13 protein-coding genes are annotated in these 21840 nt (G+C 49.4%); 12 read left to right on the plus strand and 1 reads right to left on the minus strand.

The window, feature by feature from the left end:
- The first annotated feature begins 29 nt into the window (after positions 1 to 29).
- The 9 genes from ASL11_RS34440 to ASL11_RS34480 all read left to right on the plus strand — a co-directional run bounded on the left by ASL11_RS34440 (position 30) and on the right by ASL11_RS34480 (position 14244).
- Positions 30 to 1577: an FAD-dependent oxidoreductase gene (locus ASL11_RS34440; protein ID WP_056625687.1), complete on the plus strand. Its 1548-nt coding sequence runs from the start codon at positions 30 to 32 to the stop codon at positions 1575 to 1577.
- Between the two features lie 270 nt (positions 1578 to 1847).
- Complete coding sequence (locus ASL11_RS34445) at positions 1848 to 3347, plus strand: ABC transporter substrate-binding protein (RefSeq protein ID WP_162261693.1); 1500 nt, start codon at positions 1848 to 1850, stop codon at positions 3345 to 3347.
- Between the two features lie 272 nt (positions 3348 to 3619).
- Complete coding sequence (locus ASL11_RS34450) at positions 3620 to 4537, plus strand: ABC transporter permease (protein ID WP_056625692.1); 918 nt, start codon at positions 3620 to 3622, stop codon at positions 4535 to 4537.
- Between the two features lie 14 nt (positions 4538 to 4551).
- Positions 4552 to 5454, plus strand: a complete 903-nt coding sequence (locus ASL11_RS34455; RefSeq protein ID WP_056625695.1) for a carbohydrate ABC transporter permease — start codon at positions 4552 to 4554, stop codon at positions 5452 to 5454.
- A 159-nt stretch (positions 5455 to 5613) separates the two neighbouring features.
- The gene (locus ASL11_RS34460) at positions 5614 to 7104 is read left to right on the plus strand and encodes an ABC transporter substrate-binding protein (RefSeq protein WP_063795783.1); all 1491 of its coding nucleotides are present in this window, start codon (positions 5614 to 5616) and stop codon (positions 7102 to 7104) included.
- A gap of 130 nt (positions 7105 to 7234) precedes the next feature.
- A complete protein-coding gene (locus tag ASL11_RS34465; RefSeq protein WP_056625701.1) occupies positions 7235 to 8221 on the plus strand; it encodes a hydroxyacid dehydrogenase in 987 nt (328 codons plus the stop codon).
- Positions 8222 to 8768: 547 nt separating this feature from the next.
- Positions 8769 to 11120, plus strand: coding sequence for an AraC family transcriptional regulator (locus ASL11_RS34470; protein ID WP_056625705.1), 2352 nt, complete (start codon positions 8769 to 8771; stop codon positions 11118 to 11120).
- A gap of 143 nt (positions 11121 to 11263) precedes the next feature.
- A complete protein-coding gene (locus tag ASL11_RS34475; protein ID WP_056625708.1) occupies positions 11264 to 12946 on the plus strand; it encodes a DUF4091 domain-containing protein in 1683 nt (560 codons plus the stop codon).
- Positions 12943 to 14244 (plus strand): Gfo/Idh/MocA family protein, encoded by a 1302-nt coding sequence (locus tag ASL11_RS34480; protein ID WP_056625710.1) that lies wholly within the window; start codon positions 12943 to 12945, stop codon positions 14242 to 14244. The genes ASL11_RS34475 and ASL11_RS34480 overlap by 4 nt, the downstream gene beginning before the upstream one ends.
- Positions 14245 to 14423: 179 nt before the next feature.
- On the opposite strand, the gene ASL11_RS34485 is transcribed toward ASL11_RS34480, so the two are convergent.
- Positions 14424 to 18539 (minus strand): OmpL47-type beta-barrel domain-containing protein, encoded by a 4116-nt coding sequence (locus tag ASL11_RS34485; protein WP_056625713.1) that lies wholly within the window; start codon positions 18537 to 18539, stop codon positions 14424 to 14426.
- A gap of 262 nt (positions 18540 to 18801) precedes the next feature.
- Between ASL11_RS34485 and ASL11_RS34490 the strand changes: the two genes are divergently transcribed.
- From ASL11_RS34490 to ASL11_RS34500, 3 genes are all read left to right on the plus strand, one after another.
- Positions 18802 to 19752: a carbon-nitrogen hydrolase family protein gene (locus ASL11_RS34490; protein WP_056625716.1), complete on the plus strand. Its 951-nt coding sequence runs from the start codon at positions 18802 to 18804 to the stop codon at positions 19750 to 19752.
- A gap of 15 nt (positions 19753 to 19767) precedes the next feature.
- On the plus strand, positions 19768 to 20772 hold the full coding sequence (locus ASL11_RS34495) for a PLP-dependent cysteine synthase family protein (protein ID WP_235550663.1): 1005 nt from the start codon (positions 19768 to 19770) through the stop codon (positions 20770 to 20772).
- A 143-nt stretch (positions 20773 to 20915) separates the two neighbouring features.
- The gene (locus tag ASL11_RS34500) at positions 20916 to 21839 is read left to right on the plus strand and encodes a Gfo/Idh/MocA family oxidoreductase (protein WP_056625719.1); all 924 of its coding nucleotides are present in this window, start codon (positions 20916 to 20918) and stop codon (positions 21837 to 21839) included.
- Position 21840: the final 1 nt, after the last annotated feature.

Consider the following 21840-nt stretch of genomic DNA (forward strand, 5'->3'; position numbering starts at 1 on the left):
ACCCTAGGGGATAAGGAGATATAAAGAAGATGACTGATTTCAGTAAACTAAACTATTATGCACAGCAGACAGCTGCTAAAGAGCCGGAGCATATCGAAGCGGATTTATGCATTTATGGTGCTACTCCTGCGGGGATAGCTGCAGCCGTTCAAGCAAGTCGGATGGGGCTCCGCCCTGTTATAGCCGAGTTCGGCACGCACCTGGGAGGGATGACAGCAAGCGGGTTAGGTCGTACCGATGTTGGAAACAAAGAAGCAATCGGAGGCATTTCTCGGGAATTTTACCGCACAATCGGCAAACATTATGGCAGCGATGAGCCGGATGGAGCTGCATGGGCCTTTGAGCCGCATATTGCGGAAGCGATTTTTCACGAATGGTTAGAACGTGCGGGGACGCCTGTCTATTACCAACAGCATCTGGACTCGGTGGAAATGAAGAACGGCAGGATTGTCCGCATACGGATGGAAAACGGCAATACCTTTACAGCCTCTATTTTTATAGACGCTACCTACGAAGGTGATCTGTTTGCTCGGGCTGGTGTGTCTTATCATGTGGGCCGGGAAGCGAACTCGGTATACAGAGAAACTTTAAACGGCATTCACTTTGGACATCCGAAGCATAATTTCTATGCCTGGACCGATCCATACAGGATAGAAGGGAAGCCGGACAGCGGGCTGCTTCCGGGTATCAGCGATGAAGCGCCAGGCTACCAAGGACAGGGTGATCGTACCGTCCAAGCATACAATTTCCGTATATGCTTGACGAATGTTCCAGACAACCGGATCGCATTCCCTGAGCCGCCGAATTACAACCCCGACCGATTTGCATTGCTATTGAGGTACATTAATTCCGGTGTATGGGATGCCATGCAGCTGAATAAGATTATGCCTAGGGGTAAGTCCGATCTCAACAACCGAGGCGCTTTCAGCACCGATCATATCGGGGCCAACTATCATTGGCCGGAGGGGAATTATGTCACGCGTGAGGCTATTTTTCAGGACCATGTGAACTATAATCTTGGTATGCTCTATTTTCTCGCCAACGATGAATCGGTCCCTTCTTATGTTCGTGCTGAAGCGCGCCAGTGGGGACTGCCTGCTGACGAGTTCAAAGAAACAGGCGGTTGGCCGCACCAGCTTTATATAAGGGAAGGACGCCGAATGATTGCCGAAGTCGTGATGACTGAGCATCACTGCCGTAAGTATACAGTGGCGGAAGACTCCATTGGTCTGGCAGCTTATACCATGGATTCCCATAACTGCCGAAGAATTGTGTTGGATGGACGTTGCGTCAATGAAGGCAATGTAGAGATCAGTCCTAGTGGACCTTACCCGATTTCCTATCGCTCTATCGTACCCAAAGGCGAGGAATGTTCGAATCTGATCGTACCGGTTTGTCTGTCCTCCTCTCACATTGCCTATGGTTCGATTCGTATGGAGCCCGTATTCATGATACTCGGGCAATCTGCTGCAACCGCAGCGGCGCTCGCCTTGGAAGCAGGCTGCGCCGTGCAGGAGATCGATTACGCCAAGCTCCGTGAAAGACTTTTGATAGACGGACAAGTGTTGAACGCATGATTATGTTTGTTTATCTATCAGGACTACATGCAATACTTTGAGGTTTGAATAGGCTGCCAGCATGCTGGCAGTTTATTTATGTTACGGACAGAATGTTAACAATTTCTGAAACACGCGTTGAGAGTAATCTTCTAAGAATTGGAGGAGGAGATTCAATTGTGGCGTAATCCCCCTTTCTGGCTTTATTAATCTAGTATATGTCTGTCCCATGAGATCAGGTTATAATAGGATAGCGTATAGGAGATCGGAGTTGGAGAGGGGAGAATGGCCTTGAACAAGATAAACGTCGGGAAAAACCTTAGCACGTTTCCAGGACATCGAATTATGTTGTTTACGGTTCTGAGCTTATTCATTTTCTTGATGTTCGTCATGAGCGGATGCACGAAATCGCAGCTGGCCGATGGCGATGGCGACACCGAGCTGGACGAGTTGATCTGGTATTACCCACAGAACAAGGCAAATGCCGACTTGCAGCTGGTGAATGCCGAAGTGAACAGGCTAATCGCGGATAAAATTCATACGAGCGTCAAGCTGCAACCAGTCGATTTCGCGAGCTACGAGCAGAAGTTGAATACGCTTGTGGCGGCAAGCGATACGATGGATATTGTCTGGACCTCGAGCTGGCTGTTCCCATGGGACACCAATGCTAGGAAAGGTGTGTTCCAACCGCTGGACGAGCTGCTTGCTCGCTATGGACAGAAGCTGCAGGCGTCGATGTCTTCGCGATTCTGGAACGATGGTAAGCTAGATGGCAAACAGCTAGCCGTGCCGAACTACCAAATTGCCGCTATGCGCCCGAGCTTGGTCATTCAGAAGAGGTTCGTCGATAAATACAAGCTCGATCTAAGTGCGATCCGCAAAATCGACGATATCGAGCCTTTCTTGAAGCAGGTGAAGGAAGGGGAGCCAGGGATCGTCCCTTTCGGTACGACAAGAGGCTTCTTCACGAACCACATCTACGGCATCGACTGGCGAGTATCCGTTTACCAGCGCGATTCGACCAACCGAGTACTTCCCGATGTCACGCCGGAGATGAGGCAGAACTTTGCTATGGTTAACGCCTGGTACGACAAAGGATATATTAATCAGGACGCCGCTACGCTGAAGAATGCGGCGGATGTCTACAATAAGGGTAACACTGCCGTTTGGTTCGATTTTACGGGAAAACCCGGCTCTGAGGCAGAGTTTAAGGCCGGCGACGGTGGCTTCGACGTCGTACTAGTTCCGCTGGCGAAGCCGTCTTTCACCGGTGCTGTCAGCTCCATGAACGCGATCAGCCGGACGTCGAAGCATCCAGACAAAGCGATGCAGCTGCTCGAGTTGGTGAACACCGATAAACAATTATACAATACGCTTGTCTATGGGATTGAAGGAAAGCACTATACACGATCCGGCGGCAACTATGTCAAGCTGATTTCGGATTCTGGGTATTTCACGAACACGGATTGGGTATTCGGCAATATCCGCAATGAATATTTACCAGAAGGGGCGCCAGCAGACAAGATCGAACAGACCGTTCGCATCAACGAAGAGGCGGAAGTATCCCCATACTACGACTTTGTTTTTCAAACGGAGGACTTGAAGGCGGAATTGGCCAATGTGAAAGCAGTGAACGACGAGTACTATGCAGCGCTCGCTACTGGAACGGTCGATCCAGTGAAGTATTTGCCGGTTTACGAAGAGAGGTTGAATAAGGCCGGCAGTGAAAGGATACGCGCCGAGAAACAAAGACAACTAGACGACTGGCTGAAGACGAAGGGGAAGAAGTGACCCCCAAGCCTATATAGGGAAGGCTGAGAACGACGGTGTAACCCACACCGGGCGGTTCTCGGCCTTTTTGACGTTTCCGCTGGCGGTCTCGATGTTTGAGCCCTCGCTGCATTCTGTAGACTGCAAGGACTTCAGTTAGTAAAATACAGATCGTTTACTCGATGTGGCGACAAAAGTACAGTTTTTGCACTGTTTTATAGATGAAAATTCAGCTATCTTGATCTCAGGCAGCAAGCCAAGCAAATTGTTACAGGCAAGGAGGAAGACATCCAATGAGGCGCAAGAAGTCAATCCGGTTTTTCGGCAGGAACATCGAACTGTTTACACTCTCGCTCCCCGCAGTCATTTATATTTTTATCATGTCGTACATCCCGATGTTCGGGGTCGTGATCGCTTTTAAAAATTACAGGTATGACAAGGGGATTCTGGGCAGCGAATGGATCGGATTTAAGAACTTCGAGTTTCTGTTCAAAAGTGAAACGGCATTCCGTATCACCCGCAACACTGTACTATATAACCTGGGCTACATGCTGCTAACTACGATCGCAGCGCTCACGGTAGCCATTCTACTCAATGAAATTGCGAAAAGATGGCTCAAGATTTATCAGACCGCGTTAATTCTGCCCTTTTTCCTATCGTGGGTGGTCATGAGTTACATCACGCTGGCATTCCTTGATCACGACAACGGGTTTATTAACAGCTGGTTGGCTTCAGCCGGTATGGAAAAAATTTCGTGGTACTTCGAAGCCGAGTATTGGCCCTACATTCTAAACATCGTGCATTTATGGAAAGCGATTGGCTTCTCAGCGATGGTGTATTACGCCGGCATCCTCGGGATTGACGGAGAGTTGTACGAAGCGGCCAGGATCGACGGAGCAAAGCGGATGCAAATGGTGACGAATATTACGATACCGCAGCTGACGCCGCTGATTATTATTCTGCTTATCCTCAGTATCGGGAACATGTTCCGAGGTGACTTCGGGTTGCATTTTTTCATCCCGAACAATAACGGTATGACGTACGCGACGACAGATATTATCGATACTTACATTTACCGGGCGCTCAGCGAAATTGCTGACGTTAGTATGGCTTCGGCCGTCGGCTTGTACCAGTCTTTCGTTGGCTTCGTTCTGGTTGTCACCGCCAATTTAATCGTAAGACGAATAAATGAGGACAATTCTCTGTTCTAAGGAGGAAATATTCAGTGCTATTCCAACAGTCCAAAGCGGTATGGAGTCAGCTCATCATTCATGCCGTTTTCATCCTGATTACGATCGCAATGCTCGTTCCGTTCACCCTTGTGATCGTTATCTCGTTTTCTGATGAGCAGTCGATTCTGCATAATGGCTTTCGCCTTATTCCAGAACAGTTCAGCGCTGCGGCGTACCACTACTTTCTGAAAACGCCGGACACTATCCTTCGTGCCTACGGCGTGACGATCATCGTCGCCGTTATCGGCACATGCATCAGTCTGATTCTGACCTCCACGATGGGGTATGTGCTGTCGAGGAAGGATTACGGATTGCAGCGTTTGACGTCGTTCTACGTGTTCTTCACGATGCTGTTCAATGGCGGTCTTGTGCCGTTCTACATTCTGATTACCCAGTTGCTGCACTTGAAAAATTCAATATGGGCGCTTATCGTACCGGGATTGCTTAGCCCTTTCTACGTGTTAATTATGAAGGGGTTTATGGCGAAAATCCCGACCGAAATTATCGAGTCGGCGAAGGTGGAGGGAGCACGCGAGTGGCGAATTTACACGAAGCTGATTCTTCCGCTCTCAAAGCCGGCGCTGGCTACGCTGGGATTATTTATCCTCTTTAACTATTGGAATGAGTGGTTCAACGCGCTTCTGTTCATCAACAATGAGCAACTGGTGCCGCTGCAGCTATTGCTAGTGAGGACCATGAATACGCTTGATTTCATCACGTCGCGTCCCGAGTTCGCCACGGCCATGGTATCGCTTAATGTTGACATGGGGGATTTTCCGAAGACATCGGCTAAATTCGCAGTTGCCGTTCTATCGGCCGGTCCAATGCTGCTGGTATTCCCGTTCTTCCAAAGGTTTTTCGTAAAGGGACTGACCATCGGTGCCATTAAAGGATAAGTTGCAAGCATCCGGATGAGCAAAGCCGGGAAGGAGGGGAACGAAGGGGAATCAAAAATCGGCTTTTCACATCCGCTTTCATATGTCAGCTTGAAAATCATTTTAAGGGAGGTTTCTTCATTGAAAAAGATCATCAGAGAAAAATCACGTTTTAGGTGGATGTCCACACTCGCACTTAGCTCCGCTCTTGCCATCGCAGTAACCGGTTGCGGAAACAGTTCAGACTCCACAAGCAGTGCTTCCCCGTCCAGCAGTGCGGCTCCGTCCGCATCGGCAGCGCCGGTGACTAAGAAGCTTGACCCGGTCGAGCTGACCTGGTATTACCCGCAGAACAAGGCAAATCCTGACCTACAGTTGGTAAATGATGCTGTTAATAAGATTACGCAAGAGAAAATCAACGCAACGATTAAGCTGATGCCGATCGACTTCGGTACCTACGAGCAAAAAATGAACACTATCGTGGCTGCGAACGAAGTGACAGATATTATCTGGACGTCAAACTGGCTGTTTAAGTTCGATCAGAATCAGAAAAAAGGTGTTTTCCAGCCGATTGACGATCTGTTAAAGAGCCAAGGACAGAAGCTTTACCAAACGATGGAAGAGAAGTTCTGGAACGATGCGAAGATGGACGGCAAAATCTATGCAGTACCAAACTACCAAATCTCGGCCACCCGCGTGGGGCTAGTCGTTCAGAAGCGTTTTGCAGATAAGTATAAACTGGACCCCACCAGCATCAAGAAGATGGAAGACATCGAGCCGTTCCTGAAGCAGATTAAAGATAACGAACCAGGGATCGTTCCTTTCGGCACCACACGCGGCTTTTATACCGGCTTCCTTTACAACATCGATCCAAAAGGTCCGGTTTACAAGAATGACTCGACCTACAAAGTCCTTCCTGATGTAACGAATGAAATGAGAACCAATTTTAAGTTAGCGAACTCTTGGTACTCGAAAGGCTACATTAATAAAGACGCTGCTACGTTAAAAAATGCAGCAGACGCGTATAACAAAGGCACCACGGCAGTATGGTTCGACTTTACTGGCAAGCCGGGCTCCGAGGTGGAGTTCAAGGCGGCGAATGGAGGCAACGACGTTGTACTCGTCCCGCTTGCTAAGGCAGTCTTTAGCGGTGCGGCCAGCACCCTGAATGCGATCAGCCGGACATCCAAAAATCCGGAGAGAGCAATGATGTTCCTGGAACTGGTAAACACCGATAAGCAGTTGTATAACACACTCGTTTACGGTATTGAAGGCAAACATTATACGAAGACAACTGGAAATTTCATCAAAATTAATCAAGATGCCGGCTACTTCACCAATACGGACTGGATTTTCGGCAGCATCATCAACGAGTATTTACCAGAAGGGTCACCGGCTGACAAGCTGGAACAGACGGCGAAAGTTAACGCGGAAGGCGAAGTTTCCCCACTCACCGGATTTGTCTTCAATACAGATCCTGTTAAGACAGAAACGGCGAACGTCAAGGCGGTTAACGACGAGTACTATGCCGCTCTTGCAACGGGTACGCTCGATACGGAGAAATATTTGCCTATCTATGAAGAAAAACTGAAGAAGGCCGGCGCCGATGTGATTGTAGCTGAGCGTCAGAAGCAGCTTGACGCGTGGTTGAAGACGAACGGCAAAAAGTAACGCTGGATGAAAGAACCTATGGATAACCTGGGCTATCTCCCTAAAACAGCAATGTTTATCTGGAATAGCCCTGGTTTTCTCATGGGCTTTGCTCGATTATATGGAACAAGCGAATGAGGGAGGACTTCAATTGAAGATTGCCATACTGCAAGGAAAAGACAAACGGGAGCGGATATTCAGTCCAGAACATCTGGCTCAACTTCGCGAACTTGGCGACGTAACGCTCAATGAGGAAATTGGGAACCCATCGGAGGAGCAGGTGCGTGACCTGATTGCCGGAGCAGATGTGGCGATCACGTCTTGGGGATGCTGTGCATTGACGGAGCGGGTGTTGGAGAGCGCGCCGAATTTGAAGCTCGTCCTGCATGCGGCCGGAACTGTTAAGCCGATCGTGACGGAAGCGTTGTGGCAGCGTGGCGTTCGCGTAGCCAACGCGACCGAAGCGCTTGGCCAAGGGGTGGCGGAGACGGCGCTCGGCTTTACCATCGTGTCGCTCAAGGACATGTGGCGGCTTAGCCAGGAGACGGTGGCTGGCGGCTGGGGCGACGGCTCGCGCGTGCGCGAAGTATACGGTCTCACGATCGGTGTCGTTGGAGCAGGGCGTGCGGGCTCTCACTACATAAAGTTGCTTCAGCAGTTCGACGTTAGGACCGTGCTCTATGACCCGTTCGTCAGCGAGGAGCGAGCCAGGGAGATGGGCGCGCAGAAGTTAGAACTGGATGACTTGCTGCGAGAGAGCGACGTCATCTCCATTCACTTGCCGTCTCTGCCGGAGACGTATCAGTTGTTTAACGCTGATCGGCTGGCGATGATGAAAGACGATTGTGTGTTGATCAATACGGCGCGAGGATCAGTCATCGACGAGGAGGCACTCGTTGCAGAATTGAGCAAAGGAAGATTGTTTGCTTGTCTCGACGTTACCGATCCAGAGCCGCCGCAAGAGGACCATCCGCTGCGCAAGCTGCCGAACGTGATTCTGACTCCGCATATCGCAGGAGCTGTCAATAATGGCATGGGCCGCATCGCGAAGGCGGTGGTGAACGACCTGCGGGCTTATCTCGACGGCCGCCCTCTGAGAGGAGAAGTTCGGGCAGAGCAGATGCATTTGTTGGCTTGAGATTGAACCTCTGTGGCGTTAGTTCCACATGCACCATAATTGATGGAAAATGTACAGTTAATCGTGGTCATTTCTGCGAAATAGAACAAGCAACTGGATTTTATGCAGCTAATTTCAGGGGGAGTCCCAATTCTCGCGAAAAGGGTGTAATTTAACTGGATATTCTCCAGTTATCGATCTGATTCTCGCGATCTGAATGAAATTAGCTGCATTTTTTCCAGTTAAGTTATTTTCGGCCACTGGAGTTACCTATTATGTATCGCAGGCAACAGGCAGCGATACGGCGAATAACGGGCTATCCCTGTCGGCGCCGTTCAAAAGCATTCAACGCTGCGCTAACGCCCTTCAGCCATCTGCAGCTCACACGTAATTACTAAGTGCAGGTCCCGCTACACAAGCGTACACCCTTCGGTCATCCGAAGGGTGTATATCTATAAAAAGGAAGTTAGCGTTCCGCGTTGAAATAGGTAAAGAACAGCCATATCGTGGACGGGATGCCGGGCGATTGGACCTGTATAAGATGTCGGAGATAGGGGGGGATGCACCGATGAATAACTACTTGCGCAAGTATCGGGAACGGAAATATTTCATGCGCATCATACTGTCAATTAATCTGCTTATTATATCCGTTATGCTGGCCTCCTTGCTGTCCGCTTTTCTCTATTCCAAGAAGATCAGCTTGGACTCGCAGCAAGAAGCCAACGAGAAGGTGCTTTCTCAGATCAACTACAACATCACTTACATGAATGATACAGTGAAAAATTTCGCCATCTCTATGTTCTACGATACCGATATGGCCCATTTGTTATTCAGTGGTGAACAGGACACCTTTGAAGATACCGACCGCATAAACAAGTTGAGTAAGACAATTGCTTACAACTCCTTTATCCACTCGATCGTCTTCTACAACAGCAAGCGAAACATGTTCTTTATGAGCGGTGATGACGCAATCACTAGCTCAACCAGCAACCTAATGAATCATATCGGTGAATTTCTGAACGGCGGCAAGGCAATTTTCAAAATGCAGATGATGCCATTACGTTACGTCCCGGACCTCAAGCATCCGGAGCGCTCACAGCAGGTGTTCTCCCTATTTATGTATGACTCGCTGGACGCGTATACCAAGAAGGAGAGCGCTTTAATTATCAATGTAAAGCCGGAATGGCTGTTTGAAAAGCTGGAGTTGATGAACAGGCAGTCTTCGAATAGGTCCAACCGGATTTTCGTGCTGGACCAGAATAAAGAGATGTACAGTCCAGATATTCAATTTGACCAAGATCTGGGTAATCTGAAGGACGAGGTATATCGGCAGATCGATACCTCACACCGCCAGGTTTCTCAGTTTACGTATACGGCTAACGGCGAAAAGCAAATCGTTAATTACATCGTAAACCGCTCAGTTAACTGGGTAATCGTCGATGTTGAACCTTATGTTGGCGTAATCGCCGCTGTCGATCGGCTGAAGATCGTCTTCATAACGGTCGCCGCAATTTGTCTTGTTATAGCCGTCGTCGCCTCATTGGTCGTCTCGAACCGTCTCTACTCGCCGATCAACGGGCTGCTCAAGCAGACGAAGAGGTTGCCCGGTGGTGAGACGGACCGTACGAATGAGCAGGACGAGATCAGCTACATCTCGCATATCTATAATCATCTTATCGAGAAGCTTATGACCGAGCAAACGAAGCACGACAGCAACGAAGCGATTATGCGCTCTTACTATCTGCGCAAGCTCGTGACCGATAGCGGAGCTTTCTCGTCAGAGGAATGGGACGAGTGCGTACGGGGTGGATATGTGACCGTTGATTTGGAAAAAGAGAGCATCATCGGGGTTCTCAAGCTCGATCGCTACGAAGAACTGAAAGACAACGTCCTCGGTGTGAATGTAAACCTGCTGAATTTTGCCGTGTCCAATATCATTCGGGAAATTGTTCCAGAGGGGCTGCGCGGGGATGTCGTCGACATTCGTGGCGAATATCTGGTGTTGGTCTTCGAAGCCGGCGCTCGCCCGGAGGCAAGCTACACAGCAATCACCAAGCTGCTGCTGCAGGCGCAGCAGATCATCGGGGATTACTACCATGTCACTTTCACAGTAGCACTGGGAGATGTCGCGTCCCATTATCACGAGTTGACGGCTCGCTACGAGAAAGCATTGGATTACTATCTTTACAAAATGAATTTTGGCCACGGTTCCGTGATCACACCGGAGATGGTGCAGAGCAATCTTGCCAATCTCGAGGCACACATCCCGCTCGAGCTCGAGCGAAAATTCGCGGAGGCAATCAAAGCGAGCCGTCCGGACAACGTCATCCAGGAGTTGGAGCACCTACGCCGGTTGATTGCCGGGATGAGCTCCGATGCCGTCGTGCAATCGGTGATCCAGCTTGGCATCTTAATTAAACAGACCGTTCGTGAAATCAATCAGAACAAGCTGTCACCACTGCTCATCGATCTTCGCTCCATCGATCGCCTCGTATTCGAGAAGGAGACACTGGACGAAATCTTCGCGGAGTTCGGCGCCATCCTAAGCGCTATTTTTGAGGATCAGAAGCGAGGTACGGAGACGAAGGACCATTTTATCATCGATACGATTAAAGACATGATTCAGGCGAATTACTCCAATCCGAATCTGAGCTTACAGGAAATCGCCGATATGCTCCGGATGTCCTCCGCGTACGTCGGCCGCATTTTCAAGAAGCAGGAAACGATCTCTGTTGCCGATTACATCAATGAAATTCGACTGCTGAAATCGGTCATGCTGCTGGAGAACAACAACCTGCCGGTGAACGAAATTTCGGAGAAGGTCGGTTTCAGCTCTCCGAGCTATTTCTTCAAGCTGTTCAAGAAGCGTTTTGGCACGACACCCAAGGATTACCGCATCAAGAAATCGTTGTCGTTGTAGGCAGACTGCTTTGAATCGTCATCGTGCATAAAAGTTCAAATTGTTCATCGAATTAGTGAAAGAAAGTGCGAATCTTGCACTTTCTTTTGTTTTTTCCGGGAGTTACGCTGATCTTAAGTCGAGAGAATAAAGAGGGAATTTACATGCAGGATGTATTTGTATTTGAGACACGCTGTCTCCATTCCTTAGTCAAAGTGTTTCCGGACGAGGAGCTTTGGGCTGAGTCATATACGAGGAGCTCCGCCTTGCGCGGGGAGACGTTCAATTTCCAAGTCGCCTATCGCGCACCTGCTTTGACCAAGCCGATCCGGGTGAGCTTCACGTCCACCTTGCCAGCTGCCATTACCTTGCGTGAGGTCGGCTTGGCTCCATCGGAACTCCCCTGCCAGCGACGCCATGATGTCAATGTGCTGCGGGTCACGCCTGGCCTTTATCCCGATCCGCTGTATCCTATAGACGAAGAGTATGGGGTTGTGGGAATCCATTATCAATGGAGATCCGTCTGGGTTACTGTGGAGTTAGATGAGGAGACACCAGCGGAAGCCTATGTTGTCACTGTGCAGTTTACAAAAATGACGGGGGAAAAGATTGGTGAGGAGTGCTTTCACTTAGAGGTCATCTCAGCGGTTCTGCCACCTCAAACGCTGATTCACACGGAGTGGTTCCATACCGACTGCCTAGCGAATTACTACGGAGTCCAAGTGTTTAGCGATGCGCATTGGCTGCTGATCGAACAGTATATGCAAACCGCCGTGCAGCACGGCATGAACATGGTTCTCACGCCGCACTTCACACCTCCACTGGATACCCAAGTCGGCGGGGAGCGCCCAACAGTTCAACTGGTGGATGTGCAGAAGGAGCCGGACGGAACCTATGAATTCGGTTTTGATCGACTTCTTCGCTGGATTGAGGTGTGTGATCGGGTCGGCATCCGTTATTTGGAATTCTCGCACCTGTTCACCCAGTGGGGGGCAAAGCATGCTCCGAAAGTGATGGCGGAGGAACAGGGGGAGCTGCGTCGCATTTTTGGCTGGGAGACGGATGCGACTGGGGAGGAATATAAATCCTTCCTGGGTCAATACTTACCTGCTTTGACGGCGCTCCTTCACGAGCGAGGCCTTGAGAATCGGTGCTATTTTCATATATCGGATGAGCCTTTGCTTGAACATATGCCTTGGTATCGCAGTGCAAGCGAGCTGATGCAGACTCACTTGGGGAATTTCCCGATTATCGATGCTCTGACCAACTATGAGTACTATGAGCAGGGGCTTGTGAAGCGGCCGATTCCGGCGAACGACCACATTGAACCTTTCCTTAAGCGTCAAGTGCCGGAACTATGGACGTATTACTGCTGTGTGCAGTACCGGCAAGTATCCAATCGGTTCTTCAACATGCCGTCCGCCCGCAATCGAGTGTTCGGTGTTCAGTTATATAAGTTTCAAATTGCCGGCTTCTTGCATTGGGGCTACAACTTCTGGAATACGCAGTATTCGCTGCAAGCAATCGACCCGTATCGTGTGACGGACGCCGGCCGGAGCTTCCCATCTGGCGACGCGTTCCTAGTTTACCCTGGCGCGGAAGGGCCGGTAGAGTCAATTCGCATGGAAGTGTTCTTCGAGGGTTTACAAGACCTTAGGGCCCTGCAGTTGCTGGAAAGCTTGATCGGGCGCGACCGGGTTCTGGCGATGATTGAAGAGGGACTCACGGAGCCTTTGAGCTTTAGCCGGTATCCGTGCGATGCAGAATGGCTGCTCGGGCTTCGGGAAAAGGTCAATCGGGCGATAAACGATGCATCGGAGTTAATCAAAAGGGGAGAGAACAAATGAACGCCGAGAATAAACCGATAGAGGTCATCATTGTGGGAGCAGGCAGCCGCAGTATGAATTACGCGAGCTACGCGTTGAAGCATCCGGAGCAGATGCGGATAGTTGGGGTAGTGGATCCGAATCCGCTTCGGCGCGCGCATACGGCTGAACGTTATGGATTGCCGGGGGACATGGTGTTCGCGGATGTTGAGACGCTTGTCGCACGGCCGAAATTGGCGGACGCGGCGATTAACGGGACCTTGGACGCACAACACGTCTCGACGAGCTTGCCGCTGCTGCAGAAAGGCTACGACCTGCTGCTGGAGAAGCCGATCGGCATTACGGAAGCTGAAGTGCTGGAGCTGCATCGCACGGCGCAAGCGTGCGGTCGCAAGGTCATGATCTGCCATGTGCTGCGGTATGCTCCGTTCTACGTGGAGCTGAAGAGGGAGCTGGAGGCAGGGACGATCGGAGACATCCTCCACATTCAGACGGAGGAAAATGTGGACTATCATCACATGGCCACGGCGTTCGTTCGCGGCAAATTCGCGAATAAGGAGCGAGGAGGCTCGTCCTTCCTCATGCAAAAATGCTGCCACGACCTCGACCTTATCACCTGGTTTCAATCGAAAGTACGTCCAGTCAAGGTGAGCAGCTACGGCGGCCGCTCTTATTTTCGGGAGTCGCGAGCTCCACAAGGTTCGGGTACTCGTTGCCTGACCGATTGCGCAATCGAAGAGAACTGCGTGTACTCGGCGAAGAAACTGTACGTGGATCATTCGCTATGGCCGGTTTACGTGTGGCCTCGTTACCTAGACGGCGTGCGGTTCAGCGAGGAGGAGAAGCTGGAGAGCTTGCGCACCGATAACCCTTTCGGCCGTTGTGTCTGGAGGTGCGATAACGACATTGCCGATCATCAAGCGGTGATGATGGAGTTTGAGAACGGAAGCCCCGCCGTTCACAATCTGGTCGGCGGGGCAGCCAAGGCCTGTCGCACCGTGCATATTACAGGAACGAAGGGCGAGATCTATGGGGAGCTCGAGGAAGGTTTCTTCGTGGTGCGCTACCCACACCTGCGGAAAGGAGGCGTATATAGCGAGCACCGCGTCGATATTCCGGTCAGTCGCGATATGCATGGAGGCGGCGATCACCGGCTTGTCGAGGATTTCGTGCGAGTTGTTCGAGGAGACGCTTCCGCTCAATTCTCCACATCCTTGGAGCATGCTATCGTCGGGCATCTTGTCGGGTTTCGGGCGGATGCTTCCATGGCGTCAGGGCAGTCTTCACAAATAGATTGGAGCAACTTGGTGTCAGAGTGACGGCAACTCGCAATCGCAAGAATCGGCTAAGTTCATGATTTCCGACAGCGAAGAGACTGCCCCAAACGACAACTCTGAAAAAAGGGCACGAGGATACGCTATTTAATGAAAAAAGTGGCTGTCTCAAAAGGTCTAAATTGACCCTTGAGACAGCCCTTTGTGTTCATACTAACTTAATGTTATTTCCCAGACTGATCATGGGGAACGGTGATTACGCTTGAAACAACGGTTTTATTGCCCGCGTTATCGATAGCTGTGTAAGTGATGGTATAGGTGCGATCTTTCTCGGCTCGCAGATTAAATGTTGTAGCGGGCGTACCGATCTCCGCTTGTATGTCGCTTGCGTTACTGTTTGGATCGCTGCAAGTAATGGATGTCAAAATGACCGATGCTACTCCAGAATCTGCATCGCTTGCGTTCACAGTGGCATGGACAGCAACCATTTTATGGTTTGCAGGCCAAATCGAAGTTTTGTCTAGCGCTACAGTTAGAACCGGAGCAGTCCGGTCCAATAGACCTATGACGATGGTTTTGACTATTTCCGTATTGCCTGTTTTATCAACAGAACGATACTGAACCGTGTGCGTCCCGCCTTGTTCGATTAAAATAAGTCCCGTATAAGGGCTCCAAGTCCCGTTGTCGCCGATCCGATATTCGGTTCTTGCAATACCGGACAGATTGTCGGTTGCCGAGAGGGCTACCACTGTTTGTGTCCCATAGACAGCCTCAGCTATTGTGATCGGAGCCCTGAGATCAGCTAGGAACCCTGTGTTCGCTTCCTTTGTAACGCCTCCGAGTGTAACTAAAGCATGAACGGATGTAATCCCTTCTCCAGTTGCGGTTACTTTTCCATTGCCATCGACGTTCGCTACTGCGCTATTGTCGCTTCTGAACACGATCGTTGCTTGGCTTAAATCCGCTTGAGACCCATCGGACACATAGCCGGATACAGATAATAAGGCCGAGCCTCCGCTACCTAAATACATGGTATCCGCTGTTAACGAAACGGTAGATAATACTTCTTCCACTTGTACGTCCAACTGTGAGATGACCGCCTTAACCGGCGGCTTTCCATTTCCCGAGAACATTCCGATACCAGCAAGGAAATCGGTTCCTTCGAACTCCACAGTCGTGGAACCGATGGATTGCCATTGCGAGTCTTTATAGTAATAGCCAGTGACCGAGTTGCCTTCCTTAACCAACTTCATCTGGAAAGGAGAGTTTATACTCTTGCCTGCATAGTCCAGCAGCAGTCCTGTCGAAGAGCCCCAATATTGTTGTTGGGCAGGCGGCTTCTGCGCGTCTAACATGCTCTCGTTATTGCGGAATACATACCTGAGCACCTTGCCGGTTCCGTCCGTTCGGAACTGAACATGCTTCGAATCCGCCGTGTCCTTGGCGCGGAACATCAAGCCGACCGATGCCGGATCAGGGAAATCAAAGCTGTCGATCGTAGCCGTCAGTGTTACTTTAATGTTGGGGTCGGATAAATGAACGTTTTTGGTGAGGTAGATGAAATCATCCGATTTGTCCCATACGTTGTCCCCAACGCCTACAAGCGAGTAGGTGCCATCGGTACCTACCGATACAAAGCCCTTGCTATGGGAGCCGTATTGTTTTAACGTCCAACCTGTTGCTCCGGTATCTGTCCCGCCAGCAGGGAAGACTGTCGAAATCTGAGTAGCTGCTTTGGTAATCCCTTCCTTGAAGACCGTTGCCGATATGGTGACTTGACCTTCCGAAAGGGCCGTTACGGATGCTGAACCATTGCTTACGCTATTTATACGCAGGACTTGAGGGTCACTGGAAACAAGCTGGACATCGGCTGTGGAGAGGTCCGCCGGCAAGCCGTTCTGCAATGTTCCTGTCAGATTTAAAATTCCTTCCTGTCCAACAGTAAAAAGATTAGTTGGTGATGCGAACTGCACCTCTTTTAAAAGGGTTTCGCTTACACCGGCATTAAACGGCGTGTTTTCGATAAGACCAGTATCGTCTGCATATGAAAGGCCGACGGCTGATCCAGGCTTATAAATGCGCACTCGTGCATCCGTATTCGTAAGGCCTGTTCGGAACGTAATTTCTTTGCGAACATATTGCGTATCTTTTGAAGTGATATCGATTGCGTTTCCGCCATAATTAAATACGCCGAGAACGATCGATTCACCAGGTTCATTGTACACCCAAGCCACAAATTTATATTCGGTATCCGGCTTAAGACCCGTAATTTTCTGTTCCACACCGGCTCCACCAGGCCCAAGCTTCAAACGGAATTGTCTTCCTCTGACCTGCCAGTCGGGAGATGCAGGTACTTGCTGGACATCGGTGGTGCCGTTTGTCGTCCATTTCAGCCATTTATCCGTATTTCCGTAAAAGCCACTGTTCAAAATCAGGTTCATATAAGGAGTATCGATCGGGACATAATTCACGCTCGGAGGATTGGCTAAATCCGGTCCAGCTTTCCAATCAGCTCCGCCAAACTCAAAAGCACCTGCATCTGGGGCAAGACCTACGTAACCGTCCGTGATTCCCTGAATGACGGCCCCAGTGTTGATTGCCGTTGATCCTTGATTTAACCGGAAGTCGTTCGAAGAGGGATTGACAAAATTCACGCCGGCGTTCGACGTTGTGTTGTACCCATTTGCTGTGTCAGCCGTTAAGGAGACACTGTTGGTAAAAATGTTGTTAAATACTCTCGATCCAAACAACTCCTGGGCATAAGGCGCTGACCCCCAAAACCCAATGCTGCTTGTTTTATTGTTCACGACCGTGTTGTTATAGATGAGTCGGTAATTACCCGGTGTATTGAGCTGAATCCCCACGTCGTTGTTGTAAAGAACGTTATGATGCGCCACGACATTGTTGGCATAATTATCAAAATAGAGGCCGACACTCATATCGGAACCTTTACTGTCGTGAATCAAATTGTGGTGGATATTGCTGTTGCCCATATCGACGCCCCAACTATAGAGCAGTGCGCCGTCTCTGGAAAGCCACATCCCATTCGAGATGTCGTTATAGGAGATTTCTCCGCTACCCGATCTCCAATAGATATTGAATCTTCCTGAATCCCGAATCTCATTGTGACTGATCAAGTTGGCTGTCCCGCTCGAAAGCTTGACCAGGGGATCGTAGGAAGCCATATAACTGCCATCATGTATGACGTTATTCACAATACGGTTGCTGTTCCCCTCAATATTGATCAACGTTCCCGAAGAATAGGCAATCTTGCTGTTCTTGATTTCGTTGTTGTCTCCGATGATGCTGATTCCGCCATTAAGCTGATCGGGATTCGTCGTATTCTGGGAAAAGTTCGAGAAATACACATAATCAGCCTGAATATCGTCCAACGTGTTATTACTTGAACCATTCATCGTGATATTGGCCGCAAAGGTATGAATCCCCTTCATTTGAATATAGGATTTCCCGTTAAGATTAAAGGCTGTCATACGCTTTTTGACCTCAACGTTGGACGGAACACCGCCGTCCGGTGCCCACAAATAGACCTTTTGCGCTGTCCCATCCACATACCACTCGTTAGGCGCGTCCAAAGCGCCTAAAACACCGCTGAGGAAGTACGTGCTGCCCAGTCGGGGATACAGTTCCGCATAATCGCCTGTAATCGGTTCATACGTGAGGGTGTGGGTCGTACTGTTATAGCCTGTCACCTTACTGGTCATGCCTTGGTAGGCGTTGCCGCCTCGTTCCCAGACCAAAGCGTTCTTCCAAAAGTCAGTCGGCTGCGTCAAATTCGAATCAACAATTGACGTCGCCGATCCTGAATCTGCGGTGGCAACACCCGCTTTTAAGCCCGGTAGTGTGTATTCGCTGATATTGGGCCAGCGCGCTTCCCAGAGAGGGGCAACGGCCGAGCCATTATTCACGAATAACTGGTTTTCTTTTCCTAGACTCCAAGATAGATCAGCTTTATAGATATTTCCTGCGTGTTGCGTCCAGCCACTGATCGGTTCGGTACCGCTTACAATGACATTTGCGCCTGGGGCTGGCTGAAAGGTGATGGGGAGACCGCTTTTGCCGGATAAAGCCGGCGTAATCGTCTCTCGGTATGTACCTGATGCGATGATACAAGTATCACCAGGCTGCACGACTTGGGCGCATTTATTGATGGTTTTGAAGGGGGATGCTTCTGAATTACCTGCTGAGGAGTCATTTCCATTCGGAGCCACATAGTAGGTCGTTGCAGCTGCAAGTGCACTTGGTGCGGGCAGCAACCCGCTGATAAAGCCTAGCGTCAACGTTACCGCTAAGCCATAACCAAGTTTCGTTTTTTTTCGCATTACACTAGCCTCCTCGATAAGTAGTTATGGACATTATCCATACTTCTAACTTATCAATTCACCAAATAATAAAAAGTCAAATATCCGTACTTTACTCCTGTATCAAGCTGAAACATTTATATTTTTGTGAACCTCCGATACGCACCACTAAAAATTTCATACATACAGTTCATTAATAGAGAAAAGTGCAGATCTTGCACTGTTCATTTGTTAGTAATCCAGTTTATGTTGGATGTGTGTATGAATGGGGGGCAGAGTATTCATGGCGAATTATGTAACGATAAGTTGTTTGGGTCCTAGACCTTTGGTTATTGATGCAGATGTTCCTGCCCAAGAGGCGGTGGAACGAATGATCCAACATTGGCAGAGTCAGCTGGACCATGTGCTCCCGGATCGTCCAGATTTGATAATACTGCATGAAGCCTGTGACAGACCGGATCAAAGGACGTTCCCGCAAGATCAGAAGTTAGCTTATTATCGGGTTCGTAAAAATCAAATCCGTGATTTTCTGGCAGGCGTTGCGAAACAGCACCGTTGTTATATCACATATCCAGCACATATAGAAGCTGAGGACGGCAGCTGGCGCAATGCGATGCAGTTGATTGATCGCGAGGGTCAAGTGATGGGGGCATATCATAAAAACTATCTGGTTCCCGATGAATACAACAAGAATCATATTCTTTATGGGAAGGAAGCGCCCATCTTTGAATGTGATTTTGGGAGAGTTGCAGCAGCGATATGCTTTGATTTGAACTTTGATGAGCTTCGGCAGCAGTATGCGAAAGCAAAACCGGATTTGATCGTATTTCCTTCCATGTATCATGGTGGGATTATGCAAAACTATTGGGCTTATTCCTGCAGATCTTATTTTACCGGATCGATATCGGGCTTACCTTGCACAGTAATAACGCCATTGGGAGAGGTGGAGGCACAGAGCACGAATTACTACTCATTTATTACAACCAAAGTTAATTTGGATTACGCTGTCATTCATATTGATGAGAATGGTGCACATTTTCTTAAGATCAAACAGAAATATGGGACGAAAGTCAAGATTCATGACCCTGGTTTTCTGGGCTGTGTCCTGTTGACTAGCGAATCTGATGACTTGAATGTGAAAGATATTATTGCAGAGTTTGGGCTAGAGCTGATGGATGATTATTTCCGTCGAGCAGAAGAGTCCCGGTGCATACCTGGGCGAATAGAGCTTTGAATTGGAAGCATAAGAATGATAACTACGAAAGAGAATTGGGAAGGTGTTGGGCAAATGACCGACTATCGTAGAACAATTCTGGATGGCGCTCATCAAGCGATAGGAAACACACCTATGGTTAGATTGAGCCGGTTAACCAAGGAATTAGACGGAGAGATTTATGCCAAGCTCGAATACCTCAATCCAGGATTTAGCAAAAAAGACCGCATTGCGCTTCAAATCATAGAAGAAGCAGAGCTAGATGGCACGCTTACGCCAGGTCAGACCGTCGTGGAGCTGACTAGCGGCAATACCGGAACTGGGCTTGCGATCGTCTGCGCGGTGAAAGGGTACCCGTTTGTTGCAGTTATGTCGAAAGGGAATTCGATGGAGAGAGCGCGAATGATGCGTGCGCTTGGAGCCGAGGTCATACTGGTCGAACAAGCAACTGGCTCAATACCCGGACAAGTGTCTGGCGCGGATCTTGCGCTTGTTGATGCAGAAACTCTCTATATCGTTCAAGCACGAGGCGCATTCCGTGCGGATCAATTCCATCATCGAGGGAGTTTGCTCGCTCATGAGTTACATACAGCAGAAGAGATATGGGAGCAAACGAGAGGCGAATTCGATGTGTTTCTTGACTTTGCAGGAAGCGGTGGAACGTTTGCTGGCTGTGCCAAAAGGTTGCATGGCTATAATCCTGTCATTCGCAGTTATTTGGTAGAACCGGAAGGTGCACCTTATCTGGCGGGTGGAATGCAGACCAATCCGAACCACAGACTGCAAGGCGGCGGCTATAGTATGGCGTTGCCATTGGTTGATCGAAATTTGATCACTGACTTCTTGTCGGTTACCGATGAGGAGGCGATTGAAGCTTGTAGAAGATTAGCGCGCGAAGAGGGAATTTTTGCGGGTTTTTCTTCCGGGGCCAACGTTGCTGCAGCCCTGCAACTGCTGAAGTCGCGAGAGAAGGGATCACGGATCGTATTGACCATTAACGATTCGGGGTTGAAATATGTAAGCACTGATCTGTACCCATAAACGAATAACGTCGTCTCAAACATATGCGCATATTCGCAGTGATATTATGTTTGGATTTGAACTGAATGGATGATTATTTCCGTCAAGCAGAAGAGGCCAGGTACATGCCTGGGTGAGTAACGCTTTGAATAGGGGGCAAAAGAATGCAAACTCTACGGATTGGAATTGTAGATCTGGACACATCACATCCGAACAATTGGGTGCCAATTATCAAGGAACTAGGCCACCAGGTGGTTGCCGTATTCGATGGGGGAACCGTTCATGAGGAAGGCTATGCCTCACAATTTGCCGAGAGGCACGAAATCAAAGTTGTTTGTGAATCATTGGAAGAAATGGCGCAGCTCGTTGACATAGCAATTATACACAGTGTGAACTGGGACTTGCATGTTATGCGTGCACGTCCTTTTGTCGAAGCGGGTAAAGCTGTCATGATAGATAAGCCTATGGCAGGGAACTTGCATGACATCCAGCAACTCCAAGAGTGGGAACTCCGTGGCGTACGTCTTACAGGAGGTTCTTCGTTGAGCGTCTGCGAAGAGGTCCGAGAATGGCATCGGCAGCACGATCCGAACGACCAGATCGTGACTGTGTTGTCGGGCTGTTCCGTTGATGAGTTTAATTACGGCATACATGCTTTTTACTTCCTGCAAGCGATTATGGGACCTGGAATCGAAAGCGTACGATCCGCAGGTGTACATCTACAGCATCAAATTGAACTCACGTGGCAGGATGGGCGTAAGGGATTCCTAAGCGTCGGAACTACACAGGGATATTTGCCCTTCTACGCGACGATTGTGACCGAAAATACAGTTAAGCATTTGCAGGTGGATAACAGTCGATTATATCGTACTTTTTTGGAAGCAAGCTTGCCATACTTGGCTGGGGATGCGGAACCATTCGTTTCAATAAGTCAACTGTTAGAGGCGGAACTTGCTGCGATAGCTGCCAGAAAATCTTTCTTATTAGGAGGGCAGCAGATAGCCTTGAAGCAATTATCCCACGAAGATCAGGGTTATGAAGGGGCAGCTTTCGCTGCACAGTATCGAGAGAAAGCGAAAGGACATTAGG

It is taken from the genome of Paenibacillus sp. Soil750, from assembly GCF_001428045.1.
GTDB lineage: Bacteria > Bacillota > Bacilli > Paenibacillales > NBRC-103111 > Paenibacillus_E > Paenibacillus_E allorhizoplanae.

Coding starts and splice junctions, on each gene's coding strand:
- ASL11_RS34440 (WP_056625687.1), top strand. CDS start 30: ATGACTGATTTCAGTAAACTAAACTATTATGCACAGCAGACAGCTGCT.
- ASL11_RS34450 (WP_056625692.1), top strand. CDS start 3,620: ATGAGGCGCAAGAAGTCAATCCGGTTTTTCGGCAGGAACATCGAACTG.
- ASL11_RS34460 (WP_063795783.1), top strand. CDS start 5,614: ATGTCCACACTCGCACTTAGCTCCGCTCTTGCCATCGCAGTAACCGGT.
- ASL11_RS34470 (WP_056625705.1), top strand. CDS start 8,769: ATGAATAACTACTTGCGCAAGTATCGGGAACGGAAATATTTCATGCGC.
- ASL11_RS34475 (WP_056625708.1), top strand. CDS start 11,264: ATGCAGGATGTATTTGTATTTGAGACACGCTGTCTCCATTCCTTAGTC.
- ASL11_RS34480 (WP_056625710.1), top strand. CDS start 12,943: ATGAACGCCGAGAATAAACCGATAGAGGTCATCATTGTGGGAGCAGGC.
- ASL11_RS34485 (WP_056625713.1), bottom strand. CDS start 18,539: ATGCGAAAAAAAACGAAACTTGGTTATGGCTTAGCGGTAACGTTGACG.
- ASL11_RS34490 (WP_056625716.1), top strand. CDS start 18,802: ATGGCGAATTATGTAACGATAAGTTGTTTGGGTCCTAGACCTTTGGTT.
- ASL11_RS34495 (WP_235550663.1), top strand. CDS start 19,768: ATGATAACTACGAAAGAGAATTGGGAAGGTGTTGGGCAAATGACCGAC.
- ASL11_RS34500 (WP_056625719.1), top strand. CDS start 20,916: ATGCAAACTCTACGGATTGGAATTGTAGATCTGGACACATCACATCCG.